The 15178-nt window shown below is 71.7% G+C and carries 12 protein-coding genes; 4 read left to right on the top strand and 8 right to left on the bottom strand.

Going from position 1 to position 15178, the window contains the following annotated elements:
* Nucleotides 1-46 precede the first annotated feature (46 nt).
* The 8 genes from AB0389_RS00525 to AB0389_RS00490 form a co-directional block, all read right to left on the bottom strand.
* Nucleotides 47-1870: a hypothetical protein gene (locus AB0389_RS00525; protein ID WP_366393080.1), complete on the bottom strand. Its 1824-nt coding sequence runs from the start codon at nt 1868-1870 to the stop codon at nt 47-49.
* Complete coding sequence (locus AB0389_RS00520) at nt 1867-2511, bottom strand: hypothetical protein (RefSeq protein ID WP_366393079.1); 645 nt, start codon at nt 2509-2511, stop codon at nt 1867-1869. The genes AB0389_RS00525 and AB0389_RS00520 overlap by 4 nt, the downstream gene beginning before the upstream one ends.
* Nucleotides 2508-3284: a carbohydrate ABC transporter permease gene (locus AB0389_RS00515; protein ID WP_366393417.1), complete on the bottom strand. Its 777-nt coding sequence runs from the start codon at nt 3282-3284 to the stop codon at nt 2508-2510. Before AB0389_RS00515 ends, AB0389_RS00520 begins: the two co-directional genes overlap by 4 nt.
* A 104-nt stretch (nt 3285-3388) precedes the next feature.
* The gene (locus AB0389_RS00510; RefSeq protein WP_366393078.1) at nt 3389-4339 is read right to left on the bottom strand and encodes a sugar ABC transporter permease; all 951 of its coding nucleotides are present in this window, start codon (nt 4337-4339) and stop codon (nt 3389-3391) included.
* Nucleotides 4340-5620 (bottom strand): ABC transporter substrate-binding protein, encoded by a 1281-nt coding sequence (locus AB0389_RS00505; RefSeq protein ID WP_366393077.1) that lies wholly within the window; start codon nt 5618-5620, stop codon nt 4340-4342.
* A 72-nt stretch (nt 5621-5692) separates the two neighbouring features.
* Entirely contained in the window at nt 5693-6442 is a 750-nt protein-coding gene (locus AB0389_RS00500; protein WP_366393076.1) for a cupin, read from the bottom strand.
* The gene (locus AB0389_RS00495; protein ID WP_366393075.1) at nt 6436-7386 is read right to left on the bottom strand and encodes a PmoA family protein; all 951 of its coding nucleotides are present in this window, start codon (nt 7384-7386) and stop codon (nt 6436-6438) included. The genes AB0389_RS00500 and AB0389_RS00495 overlap by 7 nt, the downstream gene beginning before the upstream one ends.
* On the bottom strand, nt 7383-8501 hold the full coding sequence (locus tag AB0389_RS00490) for a Gfo/Idh/MocA family oxidoreductase (protein WP_366393074.1): 1119 nt from the start codon (nt 8499-8501) through the stop codon (nt 7383-7385). The genes AB0389_RS00495 and AB0389_RS00490 overlap by 4 nt, the downstream gene beginning before the upstream one ends.
* 100 nt (nt 8502-8601) lie before the next feature.
* Between AB0389_RS00490 and AB0389_RS00485 the strand changes: the two genes are divergently transcribed.
* From AB0389_RS00485 to AB0389_RS00470, 4 genes are all read left to right on the top strand, one after another.
* The gene (locus AB0389_RS00485) at nt 8602-9600 is read left to right on the top strand and encodes a LacI family DNA-binding transcriptional regulator (RefSeq protein ID WP_366393073.1); all 999 of its coding nucleotides are present in this window, start codon (nt 8602-8604) and stop codon (nt 9598-9600) included.
* A 246-nt stretch (nt 9601-9846) separates the two neighbouring features.
* On the top strand, nt 9847-11187 hold the full coding sequence (locus AB0389_RS00480; RefSeq protein ID WP_366393072.1) for a Gfo/Idh/MocA family oxidoreductase: 1341 nt from the start codon (nt 9847-9849) through the stop codon (nt 11185-11187).
* Between the two features lie 171 nt (nt 11188-11358).
* Nucleotides 11359-13905, top strand: coding sequence for an alpha-L-arabinofuranosidase C-terminal domain-containing protein (locus AB0389_RS00475; RefSeq protein ID WP_366393071.1), 2547 nt, complete (start codon nt 11359-11361; stop codon nt 13903-13905).
* Nucleotides 13906-13963: 58 nt separating this feature from the next.
* A complete protein-coding gene (locus tag AB0389_RS00470) occupies nt 13964-15160 on the top strand; it encodes an aldose epimerase family protein (RefSeq protein WP_366393070.1) in 1197 nt (398 codons plus the stop codon).
* Nucleotides 15161-15178: the final 18 nt, after the last annotated feature.

Here is a 15178-nt window from a genome sequence, read left to right as displayed (position 1 = left end):
CAGAAATCCGCGGACTTCTTTCCGTGCCGTGGAACGGGTGTGCCCGTCAGCGCAGTGTCAGCCGGTACCTGAGGGGCGAGCGGCCCGTGATCAGCACCCGGATCCCGTCCGGCGTCAGCGAACCGCCCATCCACGTATAGCGTTCGCCCGGCTCCACCACCGGCGGCTGCTTCCCGCCCTTGCCGTTGCCGGGACCGAAGACGATCCGGTCCTCGCCGACCGTGTACGTGGCCTCCCCGTGCACCAGCTGGTACGTGTCCACCGCGCCGGCCACCGGTTCCAGCCCCTCCCCGGTCAGTTGCCCGCCGCGCCGGAAGCACAGCTCCAGCGCCAGCGGCACCTCGGACCGCGACACGTCGAAGGACAGCTCCCAGCGCCCGCCGGGCCGCTCCCGCACCAGGATCTCCGTACGGAGCTCGCGGTACTCCTTCTCCCGGTGCGGAAAGTCCATCGCCGACCAGAAACGGCCGTCGTCCGTGAGCGGGTACGCCCCGTCCTCGCGCCGGTGGCCGCGCGGCAGCGGCTGGTGGAACCCGGCCCGTACCTCCGCCCGCAGCCGCCAGCCGTCCCCCGCGCGCTCCAGGCCCTCGGAGCGGAAGTGCCCCAGCGAGAAGAACTGCGGGGACAGCCGCAGCGAGTCGAGGATCGCCGCGCCGTGGCGCATCTTGAAGAACGTCGGATTGCTGGACAACCCCGAGGAAATGGCGTGCAGTTCGGGGAAGTCGGTACCCCCGAAGAGACTCGCGCTCCGGTCCCCGCGCCGCACCCGTACCAGCCGGCACGCCGCGTCGTGGTGCTCGAAGTCCGTCGGTACGGACGTGACCGCCGGCAGCCGCCGGGCCAGCTCCGGACGGTCGAGGACCTCCGCAAGCCGGTCCCCGAGCGGCGTCTCGCCGAAGGTCTGCCCGGCGCCGCGCTCCCGCAGCAGCGCGGCCATCGCCGCGAGGCGCCCGTCGCCGTCCCGGATCGCCAGCTCCCGGTACTGGAGCCAGAACTCCGGGACGTACCGCAGCGTGGTCTGGTCCTGGCGCCGCGAATGGACGCTCTCCACCTCGCCGTTGGGCTCGGTGACGTACAGCGTCGCGTCGAGGTTCGCGCGGACGCGCGCGTACAGGTCGGTGCGCCCGTAGTGGCGGGCGAGCGTCAGCAGCGCCGGATTGGTGACGACCGCCGAGTAGGTGGGGCTGCGCTCGCTGTACTCGCCGCCCGGCAGCTGGTCGATGCCCTCCGCCAGCCAGTCGTCGATCCGCCGCGCGTACGACGGGTCGGGCCACCGCTGGTGGATCCGCGAGAGCGCCGAGCACACCAGCCAGCGGTGGTTCGCGGTGTGCACCCCGCCGGTGGCGAGCGCGGGCCCCGCCTTGCGCAGGATCCGCTCCACCGTGGCGCGCAGCTTCCGGGTCGTACGGTGATCGTCCTCGGCGAGCAGGCCGTACACGATGTTCAGGTCCACGATCGAGAAGGCGGTGTCCGGCGGGGAGTGCACCGCCCCCTGGTCCCACAGCCCGTCGTCGAACTGCTCCTCGGCGAGGGCGTCCGCGAGCCGCCGCGCCGGCTCCAGCAGGGCATCGTCGTGATGGTGCGCCGACGCCCTGTGGACATGGACGGAGACGAGCGTACGCAGCGAGCGCGCGGCGGCGCGCGCCTTGCCCCTGTCGCGCAGCTCGGTGAGGTGCTCGGGGTAGCCGTCGAGGACCGCGCTCGCCCGGGCGTCGGCGGCCGTGGTCAGGAACGCGACGAAGTCCTCGTCCACCGTGCTCCCGTCCACCGCGCTCCCCTCCACCGTGCTCCCGCCCGCCCGGTCGAGCCCGGTCGTGGCGGTCGTCGCGGCGGCGGTCGTCGTGGCGAGGAAGGTCCTGCGGGCCATCATGCCGTCTCCTGCTCGTGGGACTCGGACTCGGACTCGGACTTGGACTTGGACCCGGACATCGTCCTGCGTACATCGATCGCCGTCAGCGCGAGAGCCAGCGGACCCGGCGCCAGGAACGCCAGCGGCGGCATCATCCACGCGCACAGCGCGGCCGTCACCAGCGCGAGCACGACGAGCGCGCTGCCGCCCGGGTCCCTGACCGCGTCGGGCGCCGCGCACCGCACCGCCGTACGCCAGCCGCCGGCCGACTCGGGGCGCGCACACGCCCGTCCCGCCACGACCAGCGCCGCCACGCCCACCAGAGCGGCCACCACCGAGAACGCCCGCGCCCCCGGCAGCCCGGCCCCGGCGAGCGCCAGATCCGCCACGAGAAGCGCCGCCCCGGCGAGCGCGACGGCCCCCGCCGCCAGATCGCCGGTCCACGGCCGCCGCCGCAGCAGCGCCAGATACCGTCCGGCCGTGACCGGCCTGCCCGACCTGACGCCGCGCAGCACCGCGCACGCGGTCGAGAGCGCCGCCGGGACCGTCACCAGCGGCAGACAGACCACCGCCGTCACCACCCCGATGCTCAGCACATCGGCGAAGAGCGTCGCGCGCGGCCCGAAGATCTCGCCCGGCTCCCGGGTCCTGGCCGCGCTCATCCCTTCACCCCGGAGCTGGCCATGCCCTCGACGAGGAAGCGCTGGAACGCGAGGAAGAACAGCACGATCGGCAGCAGCGCGATCACCGACATGGCGAACATCGGACCGAACGCCGACTGGCTGGAGGCGTCCACGAACGACCGCAGCGCCAGCGTCAGCGTGAACTTCTCCGGCGAGAACAGATAGATCAGCTGGGTGAAGAAGTCGTTCCACGTCCAGATGAAGGTGAAGATCGCGGTCGTGATCAGGGCCGGCCGGGTGAGCGGCAGGATGATCAGGAAGAAGCTGCGGAACGGCCCGCAGCCGTCGATCCGCGCCGCCTCCTCCAGCTCGCGCGGCAGCCCCCGCATGAACTGCACGATGAGGAAGACGAAGAACGCCTCGGTCGCCAGGAACTTCGGCAGGATCAGCGGCCAGTACGTGTTCACCATGCCGAGCTGGTTGAAGATGATGTACTGCGGGATCAGCACCGCGTGGTGCGGCAGCATGATCGTCGCGATCATGAACGCGAACAGCGGCCCGCGCAGCCGGAACCGCAGCCGCGCGAAGGCGTAGGCCGCCAGCGAGCAGCTCAGTACGTTGCCGAGGACGGCGCCGCCCGCGATCAGCAGCGAGTTGGTCAGCAACTGCCACACGGTCACCCCGTTGACCCCCTCCAGGGCGGTCGTGTAGTTCGACCACTCCAGCCGTCCCGGCAGCAGAGTGAGGCTCGCGATCACCTCCTCCGCCGGCTTGAGCGAGGTCGCCAGCAGCCAGGCCAGCGGATAGAGCATCACAGCCAGGACTGCCAGCGCGCCGGCGTGCAGCGCGGCCCGGCGCCACGGGAAGGGCGCGCGGACCGCGTCGGGCGCGGTGGTCCCGCTGGGCAGGGTGGTGGTCATCGGCCCTCCTCATCGGCGTAGAAGACCCAGGAGCGCGAGGTACGGAAGAGCACCGCGGTGACCGCGCCGATGGCGAGCAGCAGCACCCACGCCATGGCGGAGGCGTAGCCCATGTGGGACGCGACGAAGCCGCGGTCGTACAGATAGAGCGTGTAGAACAGCGTCGAGTCGGCAGGGCCGCCCTTGCCCGCGCTGACCGCGAAGGCGGGCGTGAAGACCTGGAACGCCTGGATGGTCTGGAGCACGAGATTGAAGAAGACCACCGGCGACAGCATCGGCAGCGTGATCGACAGGAACTGCCGCCACCTGCTCGCCCCGTCCACCGCCGCCGCCTCGTACAGCTCGCCCGGGATCTGCTGGAGACCCGCCAGGAAGATCACCATGGGGGCGCCGAACTGCCAGACCGTCAGCAGCGCCACGGCGAGCAGCGCCCACCCCGGCCGGTTGACCCAGCCGCCGGTGCCCAGCAGATTGTCGACCGTACCGCCGTCGTTGAAGATCGCCCGCCACACGAGCGCGATGGACATCGACGCGCCGAGCAGCGACGGCGCGTAGAACGCCGACCGGTAGAACGCCTTGCCGCGCCGCATCGACTTCAGCGCGATCGCCACGGCCAGCGCGACCGCCAGTTGCAGCGGTACGGCGATGACCACGTAGCGCAGGGTCGCGCCGACCGAGCGCCAGTAGCGGGGGTCCTCGGTGAACATCTGGGTGTAGTTGCGCAGCCCCACCCAGTGCGGCGCGTTGAACATGTCGTAGTCCGTGAAGGACAGATACAGCGATACGGCCATCGGCAGCAGCGTCAGCACGCTCGCGCCGAGCACCCAGGGGGAGAGGAAGACCCAGGCCGCGCCCTCGCGCCGGCGTGCGCTCCGCTTCCCGGGCTGCTTCGGGCCGGTGGCCCCGCCCCGGCGCGCCGGGGTCACGGGTATGTCGGTGGTGGTCATTTACCTCAGCTCCGCCTTCGCCTCGGTGACGTAGTTCTCGGCCGCCTCGCGGGGCGACATCCGTCCGAACGACACCTGGTCGTAGTCGCGGGTGAAGGTGTTCTGGAGCGCGCTGTCGCCCGAGGGCGGCGCCTGCGGCGGGGCGTTGAGTTTCCCCTCCACCGAGGCCTGGTACGTGGCGACGGTCCTGTCGAAGCCTTCGAGGACCGGCACCACGTTCTTCCGGATCGTCTCGTTGACCGGGATGCCCCGGCTCGCGCCGAGGATCTTCGCCGCGTCCTCGTCGTTGATCATGAAGTCGATCAGTTTCGCCGCCTCCTCGGGATGCGAGGTGGTGGCGCCGGCGCCGATGAACATCGACGGTTTGAAGTACTGCCCGGGCGTGCCGTCCGCGGCCCTCGGCATCGGTGTCAGCGTCAGCCCCTCGCCGACGAGCGCCTGGTAACCGCTGGACGGCGCGTCCCAGTTGAAGTCGGATACCGCCGTGGACCGGCCGAGCGGCGTGTTCTCCACCGAACCGTCGAGCTGGGTAGTCTGCTCGGCGCTGGAGACCGCGCCCTCGCGCCGCAGCCCGTCGGAGAAGGTCCACCAGCGGGTCAGGTCGTCGGCCGTGAAGCCGAGCCCGCGCCCCTCCGTGTAGAGGGACTTGCCCTGCCCGCGCAGCCACACCTCGAAGGCGTCCTCGCTCTGCCCGGGGTCGGTCGAGCCGGGCTTGCCGGTCTTCTTCGCGAGCGCGCGCATCGCGTCCGCCCACTCGTCCCAGGTCCAGTCGGCCTTCGGCAGCGGCACCCCGGAGGCCTTCCACTGAGTGGCGTCGTACGCGACCGTCTCGGTGCCCCGCCCCATCGGGACGGCGAACTGGGTGCCGTCCAGCCGGCCCGTGGCCAGCAGCCCCTTGTCGATGTCGTCGGTGCGCAGGGCCGCCGACCGCTTGCCGAGGTCGAGCAGCACCCCGCCCGACGCGTACTGGTCGATCATCCGGTAGTCGAGCTGCATCACGTCGGGGGCGTCGCCCCCGGCCGCCTGCGTGGCCAGCTTCTGCTTGTACGCGTCGTAACCGGCGAAGGACGTCTGGACGTCGATCCCGGGGTGCTTCTTCTTGAACAGGGCGACGGCCTGATCGGTACGGGCCGCCCGGTCCGGGTTGCCCCACCACGTGTAGCGCAGGGTCACTTTGCCGCCGCCGCCCGCGTGGTCGCCGCCTCCGCAGGCGGTGAGCAGGGCGCTGAGCGCGAGCGTCACCAGAAGCGCGCAGGACCTCGTTGTCCTGTTTCCGGGCATGCTGAACTCACCTCTCCTCTCTCGGGGTGTGTCGGTGGGGGAGTGCGGCGCCCGCGGCGCGCGGGCGCCGGATCAGGCGTCCGGTACGGGGAGCGTCGTGCCGGGCAGCTCGTACTCGTCGCGCCGCCCGCACATGCCGTAGCCGCCGAGCCGGGTGGGACCGCTGCCGTACACGGCGGAACCGGTGGCCAGATAGTCCGGCGCGCCCGCCTCCAGCGCGTCGAGCTGCGCGCCCGTACGCTCCGCGGCGGCCAGCGCGCCGGCCCGCCACCGCTCCCGCCAGGCCGGCACCTTCGGCCGGACGAGCCGGGCCGCCGCCCGCTGGAACTCCCGGTAGGGGCCGTTGTCGCCCGCTTCGAGCGACTCGCGCAGTACCAGATACCCCTCGACGGCGAGATCCCGGCGCCGCCGGGCGGCGTCCTCCGCCGCCGGCCCGGACTTCGCGGGCAGCGCCGCGGCGTCCGCGTACCGCTCCGGATCGGCCAGATACTCCGGCGGGAAGGTGAAGACCGCGTCCCCGGCCTCCGGCAGCCCGCTGTTCTGCATCAGCACGGTGATCCGCAGCCCGCCGCCCTGCACCATGCGGTGCACGGTCCCCGGTGTGAACCAGGCGACGGAGCCCGCCTCCAGCGGCGTCTCCCGGTAGCCGTCCGGACTCAGCGTCTGCACCGCGCCCCGGCCGCCGGTGACGACGTACGCCTCGGTGCACACCAGATGCAGATGCGGGCTGCCGCCGCACACCCCGTCCGCCGCCTCCCAGTCGTACGCGCTCAGATGCGACAGCCCGACGGCCCCCGGCAGCGGATGCGGCAGGCTCACCACGACAGGCCCTTGAGGTGCGTGTCCACCCGGTCCCTGTCCCAGGCGCCGTCGGCGACGACCACCCGGTAGCGGTACGCGAAGGACTCGCCCGGCGCCAGCGCGAACTCGTCGAAGAACGCCCACGAGAACGCCACGGTCGGGATCGGCTCGGCGCGGACGAACCAGTGCGACGCGTCCACCGCGCTGCCCTCCTCGCCGCGCGGCGCGTGCGCGAAGACGAGCGTCGAGTGCGCGTCGACATCGTCGTGCTCGGCGGTGAAACCGAGCCACGGGCCGCGCGTGCCCATCAGCCCGTGCCCGGCGCCCGCCGTGCCCGCCGCCTCCGCGCCGTCCGCCGGGTCCTCGGGGCCGAAGACCGTCCCGCCCGTGAAGTCGCGCGGGCCGCGCCACTGGAGCCCGGTGTACCCGGCCATCTCCCGGCCCGCGGTGGTCGGCGAGCCGAAGCGCAGCGGCTCGTCCCGGACGTTCGTCAGCCGGATCGACCAGTCCAGCGCCCAGGCGCCCGCCTCCGTGTCCACGGAGTGGACCGTGATGCCGCGCTCCTCGCGCGCCCACTCGGCGCCGCCGTTCTCCACCCAGGTCAGCTCCTCCGCCAGGGTGAACCGGTCCTCCCGCGCAGCCAGCACCGGGAAGCCGTCGTGCCGCATCGAGCCGACCCGCTCCGGCAGCGCCCGGTAACCCTCCCCGTGCACATAGCAGTTGCCGCCCCAGAAGTTCTGCCCGGACAGATGGCTGGCCGTCATCTGAAGGCCCTTGTGCCAGCGGTGGTCGTTGGGCCGGTAGCCGCTGACCTGCCGGCCGCCGAGGGTGCGCAGCGGATGGATGTACGGCTTGCGCGCCTCGAACGCCTCCGGATCGGGCCGGTACACATAGCTCAGCAGCTCCACGCCGCCCGAACACACCGTGATCCGCTCGCCGTGGGTGTGCGTCACCTGAATCGTCATCGCTGAGGGCTCCAGTCGGGGTGGTTGCCGTGCATGGCCGTGTAGTACGGATCGCCGGGCGCGATCTCGCCCGCGTACACAGGACGCCCGGTGAAGGCCGCCTTGTAGAGCGCGGCAGCGAATTCGAGCGTGGAGCGGGCGTCCGGGCCGCTGCCCGGAGGGCGTACCCCCGCGTCCTTCGCGTCGAGCAGCGCGCCCAGCTGCGCGGTGTGCGAGCTGGGAACATCGGTGGCGGGGGAGCGCCAGGCCGCGGCGCGCTCCGGCGCGACCCCCGGGGCCGGGGTGTAGGTCCAGTCGGCGTTGGAGTGGCCGTACAGATGCGTCAGTTCGACGGTCGCGTCCGCGCAGTCGATCCGGATCCGGCTCACCTCGTCCGGCGACAGCACACTGTTCACCACGGTCGCCAGCGCGCCGTTCGCGAACCGCACCAGCGCCGTCGAGACGTCCTCGCTCTCGGTGTCGTGCACCAGCCGGGACGCCATGGCGCGCACCTCGGTCCACTCACCGAGCAGATGGAGCAGCAGATCGTACTGGTGGATGCCGTGCCCCATCGTGGGGCCGCCGCCCTCGGTCGACCAACGGCCCCGCCACGGCACCGCGTAGTAGGCGGCGTCCCGGTGCCAGGTGGTCTGGCAGTGCGCGACCAGCGGCGCGCCCAGCTCACCGCCGGCTATCAGTTGCTGGGCGTGGGTGGCGCCCGAACCGTAGCGGTGCTGGAAGACCACCGAGGCGTACGCGCCCGACGCCCGCTCGGCCGCCGCGATCTCGTCGTACTCGGCGAGCGTGAGACAGAGCGGCTTCTCGCACAGCACCCAGGCGCCGGCCTTGAGCGAGGCGACCGTCTGCTCCCGGTGCAGGGACGGCGGGGTGCCGATGAGGACCAGGTCGGGCCTTGCGCCGTCGAGCATGGCGGCCAGGTCCTCGTACCCCTGGACGGCGAAGCCCGCGGCGGCGGCCTCCGTACGGAACGCGTCGAGGCGGCCGGGATCCACATCGACGGCGGCCACCAGATCGACCCGGTCGGCGTGGGCGGTCAGGGCCGGCAGATGGCTGCCGGCGACGATGGCACCGGTGCCGACGACGGCGGCGCGGAGACGGTCGGGCTGGCGGGACATGGCGGGGCTCCTCGGATACGGGTGAACAGGAGGGGGAGAGGGCCGGGACGCGATCTTCATTGACGCCCGGTGACCGGAGTGTCAACCTCAGGGCGTGCAGGTGACGATTCGAGAGGTAGCGAAGGCGGCCGGGGTCTCCCCGTCCACGGTGTCCCGGGCGCTGGCGTCCGGCGGCACGGTCAGTCCGGTGACCCGCGAGCGGGTACGGGCCGCCGCCGACCGGCTGGGCTACCAGCCGAACCGGGCCGCGCGCGGCCTGATCACCGGAAGGACCGGCCATCTCGGCCTGATCGTCCCCGACCTGCTGAACCCGTTCTTCGCGGACATCACCAAAGGCGTACAGGCCCGCGCCCGGGGACTTGGCCACGCGGTCTTCGTCAGCGACGCGGAGCGCGACGAGGGCCTCGAACTGGACGCGCTGCGCACCCTCGCCCCGCAGGTCGACGGCATCCTGCTGGTCTCGCCGCATCTGAGCAGCGAGGAACTCGCCTCCCTGCCAGGACTGACCGACAAGCCCATCGTGCTGCTCCACCGCAAGGAACCGGGCTTCGCCAGCGTCACCGCCGACCTGATGGAGGGCATGACCGACGCGCTGACCCATCTGCACGCCCTCGGCCACCGCCGGGTCGCGTACGTCGGCGGCCCGCGCTCCACCTGGGCGGCCAAGGAACGCGCCGCCGGGATCGAGGCGGTGGCCGAGTCCGGCCTCCTCGACATCGTCCGGGTCGGCAGCGTCGCCCCGCACTTCGACGGCGGGATCACCGGCGCGGCGGACGTCGTGCTCGCCAGCGGCGCGAGCGCGGTGGTGGCCTTCAACGACATCGTCGCCTTCGGCCTGATCAGCCGCTTCACCGCGCGCGGCGTGCGGGTGCCCGAGGAGATGAGCGTCGTCGGCTGCGACGACATCGCCCTGTCGGGCATGGCCGCGCCGCCGCTCACCACCGTCAACGTACCCAAGTCGCACGGCTCCCGGGCCGCCGTCGATCTGCTGTTCCGGATGCTGGGGACCCCGGCCGTCGAGGGAGCGCCGCCCCTCCAGCGCGTGCTGCCGACCCACCTGGTGGTACGGGGCTCGACGGCCGCGCTCGAACGCGGCTGACCTCAGCACATCACGGCCTTTCACTCGACGCGGAACGGATGGCTGCAAACGTTGCCAGTCTGTTTCCAACTGGCCGGGAAGTTACGCCCGGAGCCATGTGCCAGTCAATGAAATCTCCCGGATCTCATGTAAATACATAGCCTCCGGGGGCCTCTTGTCCAGTACCGCCCGGCATGCAATCGTTGCCACCACCGACCGTCATCCAGCTGCGCGTCCGGCTGTCCGCACACCGAACGGAGATCCCGCATGTCCTCCGACACCGCACGCAGGCGCTGCGCCGTCGTGGGCCTGGGCGCCCGCGCCCGGTTCTTCACCGAGGCGCTGACCGGACCGTACGCGGACCGGATCGAACTGGCCGCCCTCTGCGACGTCAACACGCACCGCATGGCCGTCCACAACGGCTGGATCGCCGCCGACCACCCCGGCAGGACCGCCGTACCCGCGTACGCCGCCGCCGACTTCGAGGAGATGCTCCGCCGCGAGCGCGTCGACCTCGTCGTCGTGTGCAGCGTGGACCGCACCCACGACGACTACATCGTGCGGGCCCTGGAGGCCGGCTGCGACGTGGTCACCGAGAAGCCGATGACCACCGACGCCCCGCGCGCCCGGCGCATCCTGGACGCCCAGCGGCGCACCGGCCGCCAGGTCCGGGTCGCCTTCAACTACCGCTACAACCCGGTGCACGCCGCCGTGCGCGAGACCCTCGCGGCGGGCTCCATCGGCGACATCGGCTCCGTCCACTTCGAGTGGCTGCTCGATCTGCGGCACGGCGCCGACTACTTCCGCCGCTGGCACCGTGACAAGGCCAACTCCGGCGGCCTCATGGTCCACAAGGCCACCCACCACTTCGACCTGGTCAACTGGTGGCTCGGCACCGCCCCGGAGACGGTGTTCGCGCAGGGCGGGCTCTTCTTCTACGGTGACGAGGCGGGCCGGCGCCGCGGCCTCGCCCGCGACTACACCCGCGCCCACGGCTCCCCGGCCGCCGCCGGTGACCCCTTCGCCGTGCACCTCGCGGACTCCACCGTCCTCACCGCGCTCTATCTCGACGCCGAGGCGGAGGACGGCTACCACCGCGACCAGAACGTCTTCGGCCCCGGCGTCTCAATCGAGGACGACATGGCCGTCCTCGTGCGCTACGCCTCCGGCGCCACGCTGACCTACCACCTCACCGCGTACGCCCCCTGGGAGGGCTACCGGATCGCCTTCAACGGCAGCGAGGGCCGGCTGGAGCTGCTGGTCGAGGAGTCCACCTGGACCCGGCCCGCCGCCCGTACGGACCGGGCGGGCGCGGTGATGCACGGCGCCGCCGTCGGCGACGAGGCCGGGCGTACGGAGCTGACGCTGCGCCGCTTCTGGGAGGAGCCGCGCGAGATCAAGGCCGGGACCGGAGAGGGCGGGCACGGCGGCGGGGACGTACGGATGCTCGCCGACCTCTTCGGCGAGCGCGGCCCCGGTGCGCCGGACGCGCTCGGCCGCGCGGCGGACGCCACCGACGGGGCCCGTTCCCTGGTCACGGGCCTGGCCGCGAACCGGTCCTTCGAGACAGGCCTGCCGGTACGCGCCCGCGACCTGCTCGACATCTGAGCCGCCGCTGTCCCACTCCGGCCGGCCCCGCCCACGTGTCCGACGCGTCGGGTGGGGCCGCTGTGTCAGGTCGGGCTGCGCGAACCATTGACGCCTCTGGCACCGCTCCCTATCTTTCCGTTCGAGGTTCTGACCATCGTCCGAAATATCGAACGAGGAGCCATGCGAACTATGCCCCGCACGCGTTGGAGACTGGCCCTCACGACCGCCGCGATCCTGGTGGCGGCCGGACCGCTCCAGGCGCCCGCGACCGCGGCACAGGACACCCCGGCGCAGGACGCCACCGCGCAGGACACCACTGACTACGCCCTCACCGTCGACACGGCCCGCCGGGGACCGAAGATCGACGACACCATGTACGGCGTCTTCTTCGAGGACATCAACCGCGCCGCCGACGGCGGTCTCTACGCGGAGCTCGTGCAGAACCGGTCCTTCGAGTACAGCACCGCCGACAACGCCTCGTACAACCCGCTCACCGCGTGGACCCCCACCGGCGGCGGCGAGGTGACCACCGTCTCCGACGACGGCCGCCTGGGCGAGCGCAACCGCACCTATCTGCGGCTGCGCCCCGACGGCACGGAGGCCGGCACCGGCGTCGTCAACTCCGGTTACACCGCGGGCATCCCCGTGACCGCCGGCAAGCGCTACGACTTCTCGGTCTGGGCCCGCACCGACGCCACGGACGGCACCCCCCTCACCGTCGCCCTGCGCGCCGCCGACGGCACACCGCTCGCGAAGCCCCTGCGGATCACCGCCCGCGGCGACCGCTGGGCCAAGCACACCGGCACCCTCACCGCGACCGCCACCAGTACCACCGGCCGCCTCGCGCTCACCGCAGGCGGCGCCGGCACGGTCCGGCTCGACATGGTCTCGCTCTTCCCCCGGGACACCTACAAGGGCCGGCCGGGCGGGCTGCGCAAGGACCTCGCCGAGAAGATCGCCGCCCTGCGCCCCGGATTCCTCCGCTTCCCCGGCGGCTGCCTCGTCAACACCGGCAGCCACGAGGGATACGACGAGGCGAGCGGCTGGCAGCGCAAGCGCTCGTACCAGTGGAAGGACACCGTAGGACCGGTCGAGGAGCGCGCCACCAACGCCAACTTCTGGGGCTACAACCAGAGTTACGGCCTCGGCTACTACGAGTACTTCCAGTACGCCGAGGACATCGGCGCGATGCCGCTGCCCGTCGTCCCCGCCCTCGTCACCGGCTGCGGACAGAACCGGGTCACCGACGACCCCGCCCTGCTGCGGCGCCACATCCAGGACACCCTGGACCTCATCGAGTTCGCCAACGGCCCCACCACCTCGGTCTGGGGCAAGAAGCGCGCGGAGATGGGCCACCCGAAGCCCTTCGGGCTCACCCATCTCGCCGTCGGCAACGAGGAGAACGTCTTCGACGCGTTCTTCGAGCGCTTCACCGCGTTCCGCACAGCCATCGAGGCGCGCTACCCGGAGATCACCGTCGTCTCCAACTCGGGCCCCGACGCAAGCGGTTCGACCTTCGACCGGGCCTGGCAGCTCAACCGGGACGCCAAGGTCGCCATGGTCGACGAGCACTACTACAAGAGCCCGCAGTGGTTTTTGGAGAACAACGAGCGCTACGACTCCTACGACCGTTCCGGCCCGAAGGTGTTCCTCGGCGAGTACGCCTCGCAGGACAACAGGTTCCGCAACGCCCTCTCCGAAGCCGCGTTCATGACCGGCCTCGAACGCAACGCAGACATCGTCAAACTCGCCTCGTACGCCCCGCTGCTCGCCGACACGGCCGGCACACAGTGGCGGCCCGACATGATCTGGTTCGACTCCACCCGCTCCTGGGGCTCCACGAGCTACGAGACCCAGAAGCTCTTCATGACCAACACCGGCGACCGGGTCGTCCCCAGCACCGCGAGTGCCACCCCGGCCGTCACCGGCCCGATCACGGGCGCCATCGGCCTCTCCACCTGGGCGACCAGCGCCGCGTACGACGATGTCACGGTCACCGGCGCAGACGGCACCCCGCTCTTCGCCGACGACTTCTCCGCCGGGGACCCGCAGTGGGCCAGGGCGGAGAACAGGGGTAACTGGACGGTCCAGGACGGCCGTTACGTCCAGTCCGACGCGACCGCCGAGAACACCCTCGTCACGGCCGGCGACCCGGCCTGGCACGACTACGACCTGCGGACGAAGGCCACCAAGCTCTCCGGCAAGGAAGGCTTCCTGGTCACCTTCGGCGTCAAGGACACCGGGAACCACTACTGGTGGAACCTCGGCGGCTGGAACAACACCCAGTCCGCCGTCGAGAAGGCCGTCGGCGGCGCCAAGCAGACCATGATCTCCGACTCCACCCGGATCGAGACCGGCCGGACCTACGACATCCGCGTCGAGATCCGGGGCCGGCAGGTCACCCTCTTCCTCGACGACAAGAAGTGGGGAAGCTTCACCGACGACAAGACCGCCGAGCCGTTCCGGCAGGTCGTCACCCGCGACGGGAACGACCTCGTCGTCAAGGTCGTCAACGCCCAGGACGCGGCGGCCCGTACCGCCATCGACCTCGGCCGCTCCACGAAGACCGCCTCCACCGCCCGGCTGACCACCCTCAGCGGGGACCCGGACGCCGTCAACACGGCCGACGACCACCCCGTCGCCCCCGTCACCTCCACCCTGAAGGGCGTCGGTGCCACGTTCACCCACACCTTCCCACCGAACTCGATCACCTTCCTCCGGGTCAGGATCCGATGAGGTGACCGGGCAGCACAGCGCAGCCCACTCCCTTCCCCCAACGGCAGGAGCCGCACGCATGCCCACCGAGCCCACCGCACCCTCAGAACCGCAGCGCACCGGCCCCACGTCCCGCCGCGTCGTCCTGGCGGGCGCCGCCGCCGTCGGTCTGACCGCCGCCATGACGGGCACCGCACAGGCGTCGTCCTCCGCCGGCGGCCGGACCCCGACGCGCGAGCTGTTCGGCAGGCTCGCCGACGGCACCAAGGTCCACCGCTGGACCCTGGAGAACGGCGGCACCCGGCTGCGCGTGCTCAGCTACGGCGGCGTCGTCCAGTCCCTGGAGATCCCCGACCGGCGCGGCCGGTACACCAACGTCTCCCTGGGCTTCGAGAACCTCGACGACTACGTGAAGGCGACCACCTTCTTCGGTGCGCTGATCGGCCGCTACGGCAACCGGATAGCCGGCGGCCGTTTCACCCTCGACGGCCACACATACCAACTCCCCCTGAACGACGGGCCGAACACCCTGCACGGCGGCACCCTCGGCTTCGACCGGCGCGTCTGGGACGTGGAGCCGTTCGCCGGATCCACCGGTGTCGGCCTCGTCCTGTCCTACGTCAGCGCGGACGGCGAGATGGGCTACCCCGGCACCCTGCGGGTGAAGGTCACCTACACCCTCACCCCGCGCGGCGCCTGGCGCATCGACTACGCGGCGACCACCGACCGGCCGACCGTCGTCAACCTCACCAACCACACCTACTTCAACCTCGCGGGGGAGGGCAGCGGCGATGTGTACGGCCATGAACTGACCCTCGACGCCACCCGCTACACCCCCGTCGACCCCACCCTCATCCCCACCGGCGAACTGGCCAAGGTCGCCGGCACCCCGTTCGACTTCCGGTCCGGCAAGCCGGTCGGCCGCGACATCCGCACCGGCCACCAGCAGCTCCTGCGCGGCCAGGGCTTCGACCACAACTGGGTCCTCGACAAGGGAATCACCGCCGCGCCCCGGCACGCCATCACCCTGCGCGACCCCGGCTCCGGCCGTACCGTACGGATCGCCACCACCGAGCCCGGCGTGCAGTTCTACTCGGGCAACTTCCTGACCGGCACCCTCACCGGCAGCTCCGGCCGGGTCTACCGGCAGGGCGACGGACTCTGCCTGGAGACCCAGCACTTCCCCGACTCCCCGAACCACCCCTCGTTCCCCTCGACGGTCCTGCGCCCCGGTGACACCTACCGCTCCACGACGGAACACACCTTCAGCGCCTGACCACCCCCGACCGGCCCG

Source organism: Streptomyces sp. NPDC093109, assembly GCF_040701725.1.
In the GTDB taxonomy this organism is placed as follows: Bacteria; Actinomycetota; Actinomycetes; order Streptomycetales; family Streptomycetaceae; genus Streptomyces.
Note: the sequence above shows the minus strand (reverse complement) of the source record. Positions and strands in the feature narration are given on the sequence as shown.

Bases quoted from the DNA above. Each gene is read 5' to 3' on its own strand.
- AB0389_RS00525 (WP_366393080.1), bottom strand. From the start codon at position 1,870: ATGATGGCCCGCAGGACCTTCCTCGCCACGACGACCGCCGCCGCGACG.
- AB0389_RS00520 (WP_366393079.1), bottom strand. From the start codon at position 2,511: ATGAGCGCGGCCAGGACCCGGGAGCCGGGCGAGATCTTCGGGCCGCGC.
- AB0389_RS00515 (WP_366393417.1), bottom strand. From the start codon at position 3,284: ATGCTCTATCCGCTGGCCTGGCTGCTGGCGACCTCGCTCAAGCCGGCG.
- AB0389_RS00510 (WP_366393078.1), bottom strand. From the start codon at position 4,339: ATGACCACCACCGACATACCCGTGACCCCGGCGCGCCGGGGCGGGGCC.
- AB0389_RS00505 (WP_366393077.1), bottom strand. From the start codon at position 5,620: ATGCCCGGAAACAGGACAACGAGGTCCTGCGCGCTTCTGGTGACGCTC.
- AB0389_RS00495 (WP_366393075.1), bottom strand. From the start codon at position 7,386: ATGACGATTCAGGTGACGCACACCCACGGCGAGCGGATCACGGTGTGT.
- AB0389_RS00490 (WP_366393074.1), bottom strand. From the start codon at position 8,501: ATGTCCCGCCAGCCCGACCGTCTCCGCGCCGCCGTCGTCGGCACCGGT.
- AB0389_RS00480 (WP_366393072.1), top strand. From the start codon at position 9,847: ATGTCCTCCGACACCGCACGCAGGCGCTGCGCCGTCGTGGGCCTGGGC.
- AB0389_RS00475 (WP_366393071.1), top strand. From the start codon at position 11,359: ATGCCCCGCACGCGTTGGAGACTGGCCCTCACGACCGCCGCGATCCTG.
- AB0389_RS00470 (WP_366393070.1), top strand. From the start codon at position 13,964: ATGCCCACCGAGCCCACCGCACCCTCAGAACCGCAGCGCACCGGCCCC.